This window comes from Sulfitobacter aestuarii (assembly GCF_042685005.1).
In the GTDB taxonomy this organism is placed as follows: Bacteria; Pseudomonadota; Alphaproteobacteria; order Rhodobacterales; family Rhodobacteraceae; genus Sulfitobacter; species Sulfitobacter aestuarii.
In genome coordinates, this window is record NZ_JBHUMP010000006.1 from 1 (window position 1) to 16278 (window position 16278).

The following is a 16278-nucleotide window of genomic DNA, read 5'->3' on the forward strand; positions in this document are numbered from 1 at the left end:
GTTGATAAAGTCGGACATAAGGTCGGACTTACCATCGGATCGATCCCGAAATCAGACGGCCGCCGCCGGAGGCTTACGACGGATGTGTGGAAAGTAACGAACGCTGAGGACGTCGGACTGTGCATGTCGATGTCAGATGGTGCAAAATCGGACCACTACCGCCCTGGGCCTTTCTCGCCGGATGAAAGGCATTGCGTCCAGTTTTGTGACTGGATCATGAAATACTCGGCTTAGATATGGAAAGTCAGTTAACGGCAGGATCGTCCGCTGGTCGACTTTCGAACCTCTAAAATTCTGCGCGGTCTATGATTGGCAGCAATGACGCGTTGCGCCGCAGCATTTGGAAAGATCTCGTAGGTCGGCAACGGGTCGCTCCTACCAATTGGTCGCCGATACCCGAACGGCAGATTCGTCCCTCGTAGGCGACCAACAACATTTGCGCAGACCCCTAAATATTTTTCGAACTGCCGCAGTGCGGCGGTTGTAATGCTGCAGCGCGGCATTACATGGTTATCAACGCCAACGAACCCCCCATTCTCCAGAAGGAGTTTCCACATGACCACGCAGAACACCCAGACCCCTATGTTCGACATGCAGAGCCTGTTCAACCCCAAGAGCAGCCACGAATTGTTTAAGACGATGGCCAGCATGAACGAGCGCATGACTGCGATTTTCGTCGAAGCAGGCACCCGGTCTGTCGAGATCATGACCGCTACCGCGAAGCAATCCCTGTCGAACCTCAGTGAGGTCGCACAGGTCCGCGAGGAGCCCGCCGACTACGCCAAAGCTTACAGTGAATTTGCGCAAAAACAAATGGACCTCCTGAAGCGATCCGCGCAAGATATCGGCGAAGTGACCCAAGAAGCTGGCACCGAGACGCAAGAGTTGACTTCTGAACTCGGCGAAGAAGTGAATGGCAAGGTCGCAGCCAGCACCAAAGAAGCCACTGAGAAATTCTCTGCCAACGCCAAAGAGGCCAGCGAGCGGCTTACATCAAGCACCGAAGAAGCGACAGACAAGTTCAAATCTGTCGCCAAAGATGCCGCATATAAAGGCGCATCTGACAAAACTTCTTCGGCTTTCAAAAAGTCCAGCTAAGGCATCAGTCTTTTAAGCTATGACATGATGTGCGGCGGGTTCTGTAATGGACCCGCCGTTCTCGTCGGAGTGTCTGCATATTGTATTGGTCTGCTATGCGGATATTCCTGCCGGTCGCTGCGGACGCACAGTTTCCGCTGCGGTTGGGAAGACCTCCGGAAAGAAAGGCGGACACCATTCATTCGCTTTGCCGGTCACGATCGGCGGCGGTATGCCGGGAGCGCAGAGCCGCAAAGTCGAGCCGAGGATTGCTTCCTCCGTGTCGCGGCATGTCCGCTCTGGAACTCGTTTTGAAGAATGCTGCGCGACTCTCAGGTTACCATTCAGCGCCTGTTTATGTTACCTTACCTTAGGTCAATAAGTACAGTCGAGAGGCGGTCATCCCCTGCCGAAGCCACTTCTTTCCGATCCAGTTCAAAGAAGCATCGAATTGCGTGTCCCATAGCTGCCGCCAACGACTCATGTGAAGATTTCGCCGTAATCCACATCATCAGATATTTCGGGAGATTTTCGATGCAACGCATAACAATCAAGACTGGAGGCCTCGTTTTTGCCTTGCTAGGCGCAGTCTCGATGCCTATGTCCCTCATCGCAGCAGGAGTAGATTTTCCGACCACCTGTTCGACGAACGCCGATGCTGAGGTCGACGACGGCCTGACCCTCCTTCACAACATGATGTATATTGAGGCTGAGGCGGCTTTCGGCCGCGCCGCCGAAGCCGATCCCGACTGCGCCATGGCACAATGGGGGATCGCAATGGCAAACTTCCATCCGCTCTGGCCCGGAACGCCATCTGACGATGAAAAGGCGCGCGGCACTGCTGCGGCGGAACGTCTGGCCAACATGACCCCAGGCAGCGACCTCGAACAGGCGTTCGCCAACGCTGTGGCGGCGTTCTACGCGTCCGATCATGCCGACTACCGTGCCCGGCTCGCGGCTTGGGCGAAAGCGCAGCAGGCCGCGCAGGAGAAAATTCCCGAAAACATCGATGCGGCAGCCCTCTCAGCCCTCGCCCGCCTCGCAACCGCGCCATCGGGGCCGGATCGGATAGAGGAAAACGCGCGGGTCGGTGATGTGCTTGATGTGCTTCACAAAACAGCTCCGGACCATCCGGGAGTAATTCACTATGCTATTCACGCCTATGACAACCCGCCTCTCAAGGACCGCGGGCTACCCTATGCCGAGATTTATGACACTGCGGCACCGGCAGCAGCCCATGCGCTGCACATGCCCGCGCATATCTTCACGCGGACGGGCGACTGGCTGAAGTCGATCGATTTAAATCGCCGCTCTGCTGAAGCCGCGCTGGGAACATCTCAGGATGTGGTTCAGACCCACTATGTCCATGCCATCGATTATATGGTCTATGGCCACCTCCAGATGGGGGACATAGCCAAGGCAGAACGGCTGGTGGACGAAATGCTTGCGATCGACAACCATCAGGTAAGTTTTGGCGGAGCCTATGCATTGGCCGCATCCCCCGTCCGGCTGCTTCTGGAACAGGGGCAGTGGGCCGAGGCCGCTGCTCTTTCGCCCGCCATGCACGCAACGATCCCATGGGAGAATTTTCCGCAGGCCGCCGCGATGCTCTGGTTTGCCAAGGGACTGGGAGCGGCGCGCACGAACGATATAGCGACCGCGCGCGCCGCAGCCAGTGAATTGACCAGGCTGCACGATTCCATGCAGAAACAAGGACAAGATTACTGGGCTCGCCTGACTGAGGGTCAACTCTTGACGGTCGAGGGATGGATGGAATTGGCCGAGGGCAACAATGAGGTTGCACTGGCTCAGCAGAAAAAGGCTGCCGACCTGGAGGACGAGATAGGCAAGAGCCCCGTGACACCTGGCCATGTCCTGCCAGCCCGCGAACTCCTGGGCGACATGCTCAGCGAACTAGGGCGGACCGAAGAAGCGGACGAAGCCTACCGCGCGACCCTCGCCCATTCACCCAACCGGGCACGCAGCCTCGCGGCTCTGAACCGATAGGCAATGCCCCGGATTTCCTCAGTTTGTTCTGGCGGTCTACAATCGCATTGCATTCATACTTTCCGCGCTTCCTCCCAAGCCTTTGCAGGAACGCAGCGAGGATCGGGCACCCGCAGCGAAGGTCTGATAGGACCCGCTTATCAGGCATTCAGCCAATGAGAATGCTGCGCAATGGACCAAGGACCAGTCTGGGAAAGCTGAGTCACAGGAATAGACGAGGTGGTTAATGGTCTGTCAGGGCCGGGAGCAGCCGCTTCCGGATGTTTCACTCGTCTCCGAGACGGTCGAAGGCTGCAGTTAACCTGATAGTGCCACTCTGACTTTGGACAATCGGTTTCCTGCGCATCCTAGCTCTCTGTGCTTGACGCAACAAAGGGCAGTAGGGAGTTATCATGAATGCTTTGTCCGAAGGACAGCGGCGTTAGGAAGGTTCAGCAAGCGGGCGGATTGCAGCCACTGGCTGTTTGTCGCACTCATCCGCAGATGCAAGAGCTTATCTGGCTAATGCTTTGCTTGTTCGGAAAAGGTCAATTCCTACTCCCACAACCAAACCTATTTAGTCGAAACAAGGGCAAGTGCCGCCGATCGAGCATGCATATTGCCGGTATGGGAGGCTGGGCTTGTTCACGCTTTGTTAGTATGCGAGTCTGCATAAAGAGCAGGTGGATCGAAGGTAGGGCATGTCAGGCGCTGTTTCGCTGTTACGTGATATTTTCGGGTTTGACGATTTTCGCCCCGGACAGCAGGAAGTTGTCGACGCCGTCGCGGCGGGCGAAAACGTTCTGGCGATCATGCCGACCGGGGGCGGCAAGTCCCTTTGTTATCAATTGCCCGCGTTGGTCCGGGACGGGGTGACTGTGGTGATTTCGCCGCTGATCGCCTTGATGCGGGATCAGGTCCGCAGTTTGCAGGAGGCCGGGGTTGCCGCCGGGGCGCTGACATCCGGAAATACCCAGGAGGAAACCGAAGTCGTTTGGGAGGCTTTGGAGGCAGGGCGGCTGAAACTGCTCTACATGGCGCCGGAACGGCTTGCGGGGAGCGCGGCGCTCGGCATGCTGCGGCGTGCCAATGTGCGGCTGATTGCCGTTGACGAGGCCCATTGCGTCAGCCAATGGGGGCATGATTTTCGCCCGGATTACCTTCGCATCGGCGCGTTGCGGCGGGAGCTCGACGTACCGCTGGCGGCTTTTACGGCAACGGCGGATGCGGAGACCCGGGATGAAATCGTCCAGAAACTCTTCGGTGATACGGCCCCCCGTATCTTCCTGCGTGGTTTCGACCGGCCGAACATCCATCTCGCCTTCGCTGCGAAGGACCGCCCGCGACAGCAGATCCTTGCCTTCGCAGCGGCACGCAAGGGCCAGTCGGGGATCGTCTATTGCGGCACAAGGGCGAAGACCGAAGGGTTGGCGCGGGCGCTGCGCGAGGAGGGGCACGAGGCGCTGCATTATCACGGGGGGATGGACGCCGAGGCGCGGCGTGAGGCGGAGCGGCGGTTCCAGCAGGAGGATGGCCTGATCGTCGTGGCAACGGTGGCCTTCGGCATGGGGATCGACAAGCCCGATATCCGCTGGGTCGCGCATGCCGATCTGCCCAAGAGCATCGAAGCCTATTACCAGGAAATCGGCCGGGCCGGGCGCGACGGTGCTCCGGCGGAGACCCTGACGCTGTTCGGGCCGGACGATATCCGATTGCGGCGCAGTCAGATCGATGAGGGTCTGGCGCCGCCGGAACGACGCGCCGCGGATCACGGCCGCCTGAATGCGCTGCTCGGCTTGGCGGAAGCGCTGGAGTGTCGTCGCAAGAGCCTTCTGGCCTATTTCGACGAACATCAGGTGAGCTGCGGACGCTGCGACCTCTGCGATACGCCAGCGGAGGTTTTCGACGGTACGATGGCGGTGCGCAAGGCGCTGTCGGCGATGCTGCGCACCGAGGAATGGTTCGGCGCCGGACATCTGATCGATATTCTGCTCGGCAATGAGACCGACAAGATCCGTGAACGTGGTCATGGGGATCTGCCGACCTACGGGGTTGGCACCGAATATGACCGGCGCCAGTGGCAGGCGGTCTTCCGGCAGATGATGGGCCATGATCTGGTGCGCCCCGACCCCGAGCGTCACGGGGCCCTGCGGATGACCGATACGGCTCTGCCGATCCTGCGCGGCGAAGCGCAGATCAGCCTGCGCCAGGACAGTATCCGGGCGGCGGCGGGTGCGCGGCGACCGGCGGTAAAGGCGATGGTGCGCGAGGAGGATGCACCGTTGCTGTCTGCGCTCAAGGCCAAGCGCCGCGCGCTGGCCGAGGCCGGAAAGGTCCCGGCCTATGTTATTTTCACGGATCGGACCCTGATCGAGATGGCGGAGACCCGGCCGCGCGATCTCGACTCTATGGCGCGGATCTCCGGTGTCGGCGCCAAGAAGCTGGAAAGCTACGGCAACATGTTCCTCGAAGTGATCAATGGCGAGGTCACGCAGATGCATCCGAACCGGCGGCGGCTGGCCGGGCGGGCGCAGGGCAATCTCTATGACCGGCTTCTGCAGATCCAGACCGATCTGGCGCGTGGTTCGGCGGGTACGGACAAGCCGCTGAGCTGTTCGGCGGCCCAGCTTGCCAAGGTAGCGCAGCTGCGCGATCCGGACGACGCGGCGCTGCAGCGTCTGCTTGGCGAGCGGCGCGCGGAGCGTTTCGGTCCGGCCTTTCTGGACGTTCTGAAGGCGACGGGCTAAGCACGATCCGAAATACGAGAGGGTGAGCAGATGCTGGTGGTGATTTCGCCCGCCAAGAGGCTGGATTGGACCGAGCGTGCGTTGGAGACGACGACACCCGACTTCCAGGAAGATGCGATACGGCTCGCGCGCAGCGCCCGCAATCTGACATTGGGAAAGCTCAAGGCGCTGATGGGGCTCAGCGATGATCTGGCGCGGCTGAACCGTGAGCGTTTTCGGGCATTCGAGGCGGAACCTGGTCCGGAGCTGACCCGACCCGCGGCGCTGGCCTTTGCCGGCGATACCTATCAGGGGCTCGAAGCGGGCAGTCTGGATGCCGAGGAGCTGGCCTGGGCACAGCGGCATCTGCGGATCCTTTCGGGGCTTTACGGCGTGTTGCGCCCGCTCGATGCGATCCAGCCCTATCGGCTCGAAATGGGCAGCCGGTTGAAGACCCGACGCGGTGAGAACCTCTATGAATATTGGCGCGACGAGCTTGCGCAGGCATTGAACGATCAGGGTGAAGCGCTCGGGACCGATGTGCTGATCAATTGCGCCAGCCAGGAATATTTCGGCGCGGTGCCGCTCAGGCCGCTGAAGCTGCGGGTGGTGACCCCGCAATTTCTGGAAGACAAGGGCGACGGCAAGGGGCCGAAGATCGTCAGCTTCTTTGCCAAGAAGGCGCGGGGGGCGATGGCGCGTTTCATCATCCAGAACCGGATTGTCGAGGCCGAGGCGATCCGCGACTTCGACAGCGGCGGCTATGCCTGGCAGCAAGACTTGTCTACCCCGGAGCGGCCGGCCTTCCTGCGCCCCTATCCGACGGCCTGAACCGCCGGTACGGGCGTCAGTGGCCGCATCTGTTCCGTCCAAGCGTTGCGGATGATTTCGATGATCTGCGGCTTGCGCAGTGGCTTGGTCATGTATTGATCCAGTCCGGCGGCCAGGATGGCGGCGTCATCCCCGGCCATGGCGTGGGCGGTCAGCGCGATGATCGGGACATGGCCGCCGATCTCGGATTCACGCGCGCGGATCGCGGCGGTGGCTTCCTTCCCGTCCATCCGTGGCATCGAGATGTCCATGAAAATCAGGTCCGGTTCGAAGCTGCTGAACTGCGCCACTGCTTCTTCGCCGTTCGCGGCGATCGCGAGGTCGATGTCGAGATCCTTGATCATCTTCCTAAAGATCAGCTGATTGGTCTTGTTGTCCTCCGCCGCGAGAATGCGCAGGCGCCGGAGGGGGGGCGCGATGCTGCGCGGCTCCGCCGTTTTCCGGTCAAAACTCAGCGTGGCAAGGCTTGCCAGCAGATCCTGCCGCGAGGCCGGTTTGTGCAGGATGCCCGACAGGAGGGCGCTGGCCGGGTCCTGCGTGGCGGCGGCGGGGGTGGTGCTGAGCAGCAGCATTGGCTGTTCATGCCCCGCCGCACGCAACGCCGCCGCGAGTTCGAGTCCGTCCATCTGCGGCATGTTGTGATCGCTGAGGATCAGGTCGACAGGGCCATCCATCAGGGTCAGGGCGTCTGCACCGCTGGCACAGCTGCTCACCTTGAAACCGAGTTGGCGAAGCTGGCGTTCGAGAATGTCGCGATGCGGGCTGCTGTCATCGACGACCAGCACGTGTTTCAGACCGGCGGGCAGGACCGGCGGCTCCGGCGGCATCGTCCCGGCGACGGCCAGCGCCAGCTTGAAACCGAAGCAGGAGCCGACGCCCTCCTGCGAGGTCACCCAGATCTCGCCCCCCATCAACTCGATCAGCCGCTGGGAGATCGCCAGCCCAAGCCCGGTGCCGTCGAATTGCCGGTTGCGTTGGTTCTCGACCTGGTTGAACTCGCCGAAAATATGCCCGACCATTTCCGCCGGAATGCCGATGCCGGTGTCCTCGATGCTGAGATGCAGCGTGACGCGACAGGTCTGCGGCTCGGGCACGCCGGTGGCGCGGATCAGGACATGACCGGCATTGGTGAATTTTACCGCATTGCCGACCAGGTTGGTCAGAACCTGACGGATGCGCCCCGGGTCGCCCACCAGTTCGGTCGGCAGGAACATGTCGTAATCAAGCAGCAGTGTCAGCCCCTTGTCCCGTGCGGAAGGCTGCAGCAGCAGAATGATTTCCTGGATCGCGCGCTCCAGATCGAAGGGTTCGGGATGCAGCTTCAGCTTGTCGGCGTCGATCTTGGAATAGTCGAGAACGTCATTGATGATGACCAGCAGCGCTTCGCCGGAATGTTTGATGGTTTCGACATAGAGCCGCTGTTCCTCGTTAAGCGCGGTATCACCGAGCAGGTCGGCCATGCCCACGACACCGTTCATCGGTGTGCGGATCTCATGACTCCTATTGGCGAGAAAGGCGGATTTGGCGCAATTGGCGCTTTCGGCGACGGCACGGGCGGTCTTCAGCTCCGCCTCGTATCGCAAGGTATCGGTGATGTTGAGCCCGAGAGAGACAAGATCGCCGCCGGGGCCGCGCTGGTCTATCAGCTTGATATAGCCGCCGTCCCAGAGCTTCACCACCACCGGCTCGTGCGCGCCCTGCTGCAGGCGACGGGTCATCATGCTGCGCCATGCTGCGGCGCCCTGCGGGCCGGGGTCGATGATTCCCTCGTCGGTGAGCAGTTGCAGGATGGTGACGTAGTTGATTCCGGGGGCAACCTCTTCCAGCCCGTCGAAGACCGCCAGATAGGCGCGGTTGGCCATGATCATCTCGTTATCGGCGTTGAACAGGGCGAAGCCGTCGTGAATGGTCTCGATTGATTGCCAGAGCCGCCGCTCGGTCAGGGCGATGCGCTGATGTGCGGCGTTGAGATCGGATTTCACCCGCTGGTTTTCGCCGCGGATGTTCTCGACCTCGGCGCGGGTCTCGACGATCTCTTCGCTCAATTGCTGCGCATGTTGCCCGAGCTTGCGGTTCGCGGCGAAGAGCTCCGCCTGTTTGAGTTCCAGCAGCCGTTCCGCCGCCAACCGGCTGCGCCGCTCTTCGGTCAATTTGCTGGCCAGGCTCATGCGCCGCTCCGCTCCAGGGTCTGGCGCGAGCATTTCCGATCAGGGTGAAAAACTGCTTAATGCGGGCGCGTATCGTCGTGCCGTCTCGTCCTAGCGACGACCTTCGCGCAGCCAGGCGATGGTGATCAAGCCGAGGCTGAGCAGGAGTACAAGCCAGGGCGGCAGCAATGCGGTCTGGCGGATGTCGCGGGTTTCATAGGCGTCGCGCGGGGTCAGCCCGATCCAGCCGCGACCTGCCGCCGGTCGGCCCGCGCGGATGTTGCGCAGCCTCGGCAGGCCGTCTTCGATATGCAGGATGCCGCCGCGCCGGGGCGCGATCACCGGTTCCATGGTCTCTCCGCTCGCGATGGTTTCGACGAATTCGCGTGGCGCGGCGGGGCCGAGGCCGATAACGCTCTGTTGTTCCCCGTTTTCCAACCGGTAAAGCCCGATTTCTGGCCCTTCGAACGCGGCGGCGAACTTCCCCGGCGCGACTTCCTCCATGACAAGCTCGGTCACGGTGCCATCGGGTGCGGTGATGCTGAGCGGCGGCACGCTCTCTCCGAGGGTCCGGCGGGTGATCTTCATGCTCTGGCCATCGGCGCTGGCGGTCAGCGCCTCTTCCTCGAGCTCGGGTTCCTTCATCATCCAATGTGCGAGGCGGCGCAGCAATTCGAGTTGTGGTCCGCCGCCCTCGTAGCCGCGGTTCCAGAGCCAGGCATGGTCGGACGCGAGCAGCGCCACACGGCCCTCCTGCACCCGGTTGAGCACCAGCAGCGGGCGTGCGTCGATGCCTTCCAGCACCGTCGCGCCCTGCGGGTCGATCACGTCTATCTGGCGCAGCCAGCGCCCCCAATCCCCGTTGCCGGGCAGGTCGGCGGTGACCGGATGACGCTTGCCCAGTTCCGAGACCTTGGGCGTATAGGGCTCTTCGAGCACCCGTGCGCTCGGGGTCGCGGGCAGGATGGCGCCGAGCGGCGAGCGGTAGAGACTGTCGGCGCTGGCGAAATCGGGCCCGGCGGCGACCAGTACCGCGCCGCCCCTGCGGATGTAATCCGCGACGTTCTGCAGGTAGAGCGCGGGCAGGATGCCGCGGCGCTTGTAGCGGTCGAAGATGATCAGGTCGAAATCCTCGATCTTGTCCATGAACAGCTCGCGCGTCGGGAAGGCGATCAGCGACAATTCATTGACCGGCACGCCGTCCTGCTTCTCCGGCGGCCGCAGGATGGTGAAATGCACCAGATCGACGGAGGAATCCGACTTCAGCAGGTTGCGCCAGGTGCGCCCGCCGGGATGTGGCTCGCCGCTGACCAGCAGCACCCGGAGCCGGTCGCGCACGCCGTTCATCTGGATCAGCGCGGCATTGTTGCGATCGGTCAGTTCGCCCTCCGCCAGCGGCATGGAGAAGCGGATCACGTTGCGCCCGCCATGGGGCAGGGTGACCGGCAAGTCGATATCCTCGCCCACCGGCACCCTGAAGCGCTGCGGCTCTTCGCCATCGACGGAGATATCGAGCTGCGCCAGCCCGTCTCCCTCCGGCGCGGCGCCGAGATCGTCGATGCGCAGGGTCAGGGTCACCGGTTCGCCGATGATCGCGAAGGCCGGGGCGTTGCTGACGCTCAGGCGGCGGTCCCAGTCGCTCTGCTCGCCGCTGAGCAGCAGGTGCATCGGCGCAGGCAGGTCGAGCGGCATGTCGGCATCATGGATGCGCCCGTCGCTCAGCGCGACTATCCCGGCAATGCGTGAACGCGGCTCTTCGGCGAGCGCATCGGCGAGGCTGCGCATCAGTTCGGTTCCCGCATCCCCCGGCCCGTCGGGCACGTCGATGAGACGCAGTTCGGTGTTGGGTCGGGCTTCTATCTGCGCGGCGAGCGCCTTGGCGGCGGCTTCGGTCTGGGCGGCCCGGTCGCCGAGCCGCTGGCTGGCGCTGCGGTCTTCCAGCATCACCACGATGTCGCTCAGTGGCGCGCGGTCTTCCTGCTGCACCGAGGGACCGGCCAGCGCGCCGAGCACCACCAGGGCCGCAAGGCCACGCAGCAGCCAGCCGCCGAGACCGCGCCAGAGCGCCAGCAGCGTTCCGGCAAGCGACAGCGCCGCCAGCGCCCAGAGCAGCGGCAGCGGGATCAGCGGGTCGAAGACGATCGTCGAGGTCATTGGCCAAGCCTGTCGAGCAGCGCAGGCACATGGACCTGGTCGGATTTGTAATTGCCGGTCAGGACATGCATGATCAGATTGACCCCGAAACGATAGGCCAGCTCGCGCTGCCGCTCGCCGGAAAAGCCGCGACCGATGGGCAGCAGCGGCGCGCCGTTCGAAGTGATCGCCCAAGCGCTGGCCCAGTCGTTGCCACCGATCACCACCGGCGTCACGCCATCGTTGAGATTGCGGAAGGGCATGCCTTCGACCTTCTCGGCATCCGGCGGTGCCGCCTCGACCCAGACGTCACGGCTGGTGTGGCGACCGGGGAAATCCTGCAACAGGTAGAATGTGCGGGTCAGCACGTGATCGTCCGGCAGCGGTTCGAGTGGCGGGATGTCAAGCGGGGCGGCAAGCTCCTGAAGCTTGCGCCCGTTCGGGCTGGCGGCGCCGAAACCCGCGATATCGGCGTCGCGCGTGTCGAACAGGATGAGCCCCCCGGAGCGCAGATATTCGTTGAGCTTTGCATAGGCCTTGTCAGAGGGCTGCGGCTGATCCGGGGTCACCGGCCAGTAGAGGATCGGGAAGAACGACAATTCGTCACGTTCCAGATCGACGCCGATCGGGGGCGCGGGCTCGACCGATGTGCGGAAGAACAGCGTGTCTGTGAGGCCGAGCAACCCGGCCTTGGCCACGTCGTCGAGCTGCCGGTTGCCGGTCAGCACATGCGCCAGCGCCACTTCCGCCGCCGCGTCGAGCGCAAAGGCTTCCGCGTCGCGTTCGCTCGGCCCCTGCTGGGCCTGCGCCGTCGGAACCTGAAGAAAGGGGATAAAGACGAGCAGCGCGATCGCCGCGGCGCTGTTGCTGCGCGCCAATAGCCGACCCGACAGCGCCAGCGACGCGAGGACATCGGCCAGCAGCAGGAGCAGCGACAGGCTGAGCAACCAGCCCCCGAGCGGCCGCTCCGGCGCCAGCGCCAGGCCGTGCACCGGCACGTCGGCGGGCCAGCTGCTCGGGGTGAGTTCGGTTTCGGCGGAGATCGCGTTGCGCGCCAGCCGCCGGTCCTCGTTCCCGTAGATCCCCGGCAGCAACCCCGGCCCGGCCGGTTGCGATAGCAGCACTTCCCCCGCCACGCCCTGCAGGTTGCCTGCCTCGCTGAGCGTGCCATAGCCATCCATCACCCGCAGCGGGCTCCAGGTCGTGCCTTCGAGACTGGCAGGTTCCGGCGTTCCTGAGGCCGAGGAAACCGCCAGCCGTTCGAGCATCTGTACGAACAGGCCCGACAGCGGCAGGCTTGACCATTCCGCCGTGGCGGTGACGTGAAACAGGACGATCTGGCCCTGGCCGGACGCCTTGCGCGTGACCAGCGGCGTACCGTCGCTGAGCGCGGCGATGACCCTTTCGGCAAGACTCGGGTCGGGCTGTGCCACGACCTGTGCCGAGACCGAGACATCCGGCGGGATGGCAAGCCCGAAGAACGGTGAACTGTCGCGGAAAGGAGCCAGCGTCTTGGGCTCGCCCCAGCTCATCGCGCCGCCGACACTGCGCCCGCCCGCGCGCAGACGTACCGGCATCAGGGGGTCCTCCGCCATGCGGCTCACATCGCTTGCGGCGATCCGCGGCCCTGCGAAGCGGATCAGCATGCCGCCCGCGTCGATCCATTCCAGTAACGGCGCGGTTTCCGCTTCCGACAGGGTCGCGATATCCGCCAGAACTATGACATCGGGATTGGCGGGCAGCACTTCGGTCAGGCTGCCCTTGATCAGCTCGGCGCTCGGCGCGAGAGCCTGTTCGATGTAATGCAATGGCGACAGCAATTGCAGCTCTTCGCGCTGGCCCCGCCCGCCGATCAGCGCCACCTCCCGACGTTGCAGCCCGTCATCGACAAGGCTGCGCGCCCCGGCGGAACGCTGTCCGGAGATGTCAAAGGAGGTGATCCGCGCCCGCAGTTCGGCGGGCAGGGACAGCGACAGCTCGGCTTCCTTGGCCGCTTCGGCGAAATCGGCGGTGCCCCGGGCAAGGACGCGGGCATTGCCTGCCGGGTCGCGGCCCTGTGCCTCGACGGTGACCTGCCGCGCCGCGCCGGGGGCCGCACGTTTCAGCGTCAGCTGAACCGCACCGTCGGCATAGCGTGCCGGGGCGATGGCCATGGCATTTCCCGCGACCTGGTGGACCTCGACGCGGCCACGGTCCTGCAGGCGATCAAGCAGGGTGGAGCGACCGTCGTAATCCAGCCCGTCGCTGAACCAGAGCGTGTCGAAATCGGGCAGGTCGGCGATGATCTCCGCTACCCGGCCGATCTGTGCGACGTCAGGTTGCCAGGGTGCCGGGCTGAACCCGGCAAGGCGGCTGCGCCAGATATCGGCGGATTGAAACGCCGGGGTGTCGGGATCGGTCAGGCTCAGGAAGCCGACCGGACGCCCGGCGCGGGCGGCGCGGGTCAGCTGCGCCTCGATCGCCTCTTCCTGCTGGGTCCAGCGGGCGGCACCGGCCCAGGACCCATCAAGCAGGATCAACAGCGGCCCCTTGCCCTCGGCCCGGTCCTGCACGGGGTTCAGCACCGGCCCGGCCAGACCGATGATGATCGCCGCCAGCGCCAGCATCCGCAACAGCAGCAGCCACCAGGGCGTGCGGTCAGACACGCTTTCGTCATCCTTCAGCCCCAGCAGCAATGCCACGCCGGGAAAACGGCGGCGCACCGGCGCGGGCGGCACGGCGCGCAGGATCAGCCACAGGATCGGCAGCGCCAGCAGGGCGAGCAGCAGCCAAGGCGCGGTGAAGCCGATGCCGCCCAGAATCGTCATGCCGCCACCCCGCCGCGGGCATCGAGCGCACCATAGAGCCAGAGCAGCGCCGATTGCGGCGAGGCATCGGTGTGATGCAGCCCGTAGCGCCAGCCGGTGAGCGCGCAGAGCCGCTGCAACTCTGCCTTGCGTGCCGCCAGCCGGTCGAGATAGCGGTTGCGCAGCTCGCTGGCCTTCAACGTTTCATGGCGCAGCGTGCCGCCGACGCTTTCGAAGATCGTGCGGCCCTGGAAAGGGAACATTTCCTCGCTCGGATCGAGAACGTGATAGAGGATGCCGCGGATGCCCCTATCGGCGGATTTGGTCAGCGCCGTCTGCACGCCGGCGAGATCGCCCATGAAATCGGAGACGAACAGCGCCCTTGCATGGGGGATCAACGCGCGGTGTTCGGGCGGTGCGTAATCGGCTTCGTCCTCCGCGCCGAACATCTCGGCCAGCCGCCAGAGCTGGGTATTGCCGCGCCGGGGCGGCAGGGCGGTACCGGTCAGGCCGACCCGCTCGCCACCGCGGATCAGCAGCACCGCCAGCGCCAGAGCCAGCAGCCGGGCGCGGTCGATTTTCGGCGCGAGGGCATGATCCGAGGCAAAGCGCATCGAGGCGCCCTGATCGACCCAGAGCAGCACCGATTGCGCGATCTGCCATTCCCGCTCGCGCACGAATTCCTGATCGCCGCGCGCGGAGCGGCGGTGATCGATCATCCGGCGGCTGTCGCCCATCTGCGCCGGACGGTATTGCCAGAAGTCATCGCCGGTTCCGGCGCGGCGCCGTCCATGCGCGCCAAGCAGCACCGCTCCGGCCAGATGCTCGGCCCGTGCCAGCAGCGGCGGCAGGCGCTGCGCCTGTTCCTCGGCGCGCGCGCGAAGGGCGCCCGGATCGCTCACGCCGCAGCCTGCGCCCCGGTCAGCCTGGCGACGGTGCGGTCGATCAGCGTCTGCAGGCTGTCGCCGCGCGCCCGAGCAGCGAAATTGAGCGCCATGCGATGGCTCAGCACCGGGCGCGCCATGTCGATGACATCCTCGGCATTCGGCGCGAGACGCCCTTCCAGCAGCGCCCGCGCGCGTACCGCGAGCATCAGCGCCTGCGCCGCACGGGGTCCGGGGCCCCAGGCCACGGTTTCGCGCACCTCGTCACTGGCGTCCTGCTCGTCAGGGCGGAAGGCCCGGACCAGATCGAGGATCAGCTCGACCACGCTTTCGCCGACCGGCATGCGGCGCAGCAGGCGCTGCGCATCGAGCAATTCCTGTGCCGTGAACACTGCAACCGCCTCGGCCTCGGCCTCGCCGGTAGTGGCGATCAGAATGTCACGCTCGGTGGCGCGATCCGGGTAATCGACGTCGATCTGTACCAGGAAGCGGTCAAGCTGCGCTTCGGGCAGCGGGTAGGTGCCCTCCTGCTCGATCGGGTTCTGGGTGGCGAGCACGTGGAAGAGCACCCCGAGCGCGCGGTCCTGCCCCGCCACGGTCACGGTCTTTTCCTGCATGGCCTGCAGCAGGGCCGACTGGGTGCGCGGGCTGGCGCGGTTGATCTCGTCGGCCATCAGCAGCTGGCAGAAAACCGGCCCCTCGATGAAGCGGAAGGCACGGCTGCCGTCGGCGCCGGTGTCGAGCACCTCGGAACCGAGAATGTCGGCCGGCATCAGGTCGGGGGTGAATTGCACACGGTTGCTGTGCAGGCCCATGACGATGCCGAGCGTCTCCACCAGCCGCGTTTTGCCCAACCCCGGCAGGCCGATCAGCAGCCCGTGACCGCCGCAGAGCAGCGCCGTCAGCGTCAGGTCAACGACCCGCGGCTGTCCGATGAAGCGGCGGGTGATGGATTGCTTCGCCGCGCCGAGCTGCGCGCCGAGCGCCTCGATCTGCGCCACCATGTCATCGGCCTCGCTCTCGGTCAGGGTCATGACTTTTACTCTCTCAAGGTTATATGTTCTGAGTGTAAGTGTATCTCTTGCACAGGGAATGGCAAAAGCAATGAGCGGACAAAAAACCGTGACACCTTCGGCGGAATCGCTGGTCGCTTCGGCGAAGGCCGCCAAATCGGGCGGATTACCGCCGCTGGAAAAATGGAACCCGCCATTCTGCGGCGATCTCGACATGCAGATCAGACGCGACGGGACCTGGTTCTATCAAGGCACGCCGATCGGGCGGATAGAGCTGGTGAAGCTCTTCTCGACGATCCTCTGGCGCGAGGGTGACGATTATTTTCTGGTCACCCCGGTCGAAAAGGTCGGGATCGAGGTCGAGGATGCGCCTTTCGTCGCCGTCGATTTCGAGGTCGAAGGGCAGGGCCGCGACCAGCGCCTGACCTTCGTAACCAATGTCGGAGACAGCGCATTGGCCGGACCGGATCACCCGATCCGTGTGGAACGGGAGCCGGACACCGGCGAACCCGCGCCCTATGTACTGATCCGGCGCAATCTCGAAGCGTTGATCGACCGTAAGAGCTTTTACCGGCTGATCGATCTCGGCGCCCATCACGAGGGCTGGTTCGGGATTTGGTCAGAGGGTGAATTCTTTCGCATCATCCCGTCCGAGGAATTGCCGGAAAAGGGCGGCGAAGCCTGACGTCGCCCGC

11 protein-coding genes are annotated in these 16278 nt (G+C 64.0%); 6 read left to right on the plus strand and 5 right to left on the minus strand.

Annotated elements, in window-relative coordinates; translation table 11 throughout:
- Window positions 1-84: 84 nt before the first annotated feature.
- The 5 genes from ACFSUD_RS08595 to yaaA all read left to right on the plus strand — a co-directional run bounded on the left by ACFSUD_RS08595 (window position 85) and on the right by yaaA (window position 6620).
- Complete coding sequence (locus ACFSUD_RS08595; RefSeq protein ID WP_386373737.1) at window positions 85-234, plus strand: SRPBCC family protein; 150 nt, start codon at window positions 85-87, stop codon at window positions 232-234.
- A 321-nt stretch (window positions 235-555) separates the two neighbouring features.
- The gene (locus ACFSUD_RS08600; protein WP_386373427.1) at window positions 556-1098 is read left to right on the plus strand and encodes a phasin family protein; all 543 of its coding nucleotides are present in this window, start codon (window positions 556-558) and stop codon (window positions 1096-1098) included.
- A 513-nt stretch (window positions 1099-1611) separates the two neighbouring features.
- The gene (locus tag ACFSUD_RS08605) at window positions 1612-3084 is read left to right on the plus strand and encodes a tetratricopeptide repeat protein (RefSeq protein WP_386373428.1); all 1473 of its coding nucleotides are present in this window, start codon (window positions 1612-1614) and stop codon (window positions 3082-3084) included.
- 680 nt (window positions 3085-3764) lie between these two features.
- Window positions 3765-5810, plus strand: a complete 2046-nt coding sequence (gene recQ / locus ACFSUD_RS08610) for a DNA helicase RecQ (RefSeq protein ID WP_386373429.1) — start codon at window positions 3765-3767, stop codon at window positions 5808-5810.
- A gap of 30 nt (window positions 5811-5840) precedes the next feature.
- Entirely contained in the window at window positions 5841-6620 is a 780-nt protein-coding gene (gene yaaA / locus ACFSUD_RS08615) for a peroxide stress protein YaaA (RefSeq protein ID WP_386373430.1), read from the plus strand.
- Here yaaA and ACFSUD_RS08620 read toward each other — a convergent pair.
- The 5 genes from ACFSUD_RS08620 to ACFSUD_RS08640 form a co-directional block, all read right to left on the minus strand.
- Entirely contained in the window at window positions 6605-8788 is a 2184-nt protein-coding gene (locus tag ACFSUD_RS08620; RefSeq protein ID WP_386373431.1) for a response regulator, read from the minus strand. The two genes, yaaA and ACFSUD_RS08620, sit on opposite strands and share 16 nt — an antisense overlap.
- Window positions 8789-8878: 90 nt before the next feature.
- Window positions 8879-10921, minus strand: coding sequence for a hypothetical protein (locus ACFSUD_RS08625; RefSeq protein WP_386373433.1), 2043 nt, complete (start codon window positions 10919-10921; stop codon window positions 8879-8881).
- Window positions 10918-13707, minus strand: a complete 2790-nt coding sequence (locus ACFSUD_RS08630; protein WP_386373435.1) for a DUF4159 domain-containing protein — start codon at window positions 13705-13707, stop codon at window positions 10918-10920. Before ACFSUD_RS08630 ends, ACFSUD_RS08625 begins: the two co-directional genes overlap by 4 nt.
- On the minus strand, window positions 13704-14588 hold the full coding sequence (locus ACFSUD_RS08635; protein ID WP_386373437.1) for a DUF58 domain-containing protein: 885 nt from the start codon (window positions 14586-14588) through the stop codon (window positions 13704-13706). Before ACFSUD_RS08635 ends, ACFSUD_RS08630 begins: the two co-directional genes overlap by 4 nt.
- Window positions 14585-15604, minus strand: coding sequence for an AAA family ATPase (locus ACFSUD_RS08640; protein WP_386373439.1), 1020 nt, complete (start codon window positions 15602-15604; stop codon window positions 14585-14587). Before ACFSUD_RS08640 ends, ACFSUD_RS08635 begins: the two co-directional genes overlap by 4 nt.
- Window positions 15605-15674: 70 nt before the next feature.
- On the opposite strand from ACFSUD_RS08640, the gene ACFSUD_RS08645 reads away from it, so the two are divergent.
- A complete protein-coding gene (locus ACFSUD_RS08645) occupies window positions 15675-16268 on the plus strand; it encodes a DUF1285 domain-containing protein (protein WP_386373441.1) in 594 nt (197 codons plus the stop codon).
- Window positions 16269-16278: the final 10 nt, after the last annotated feature.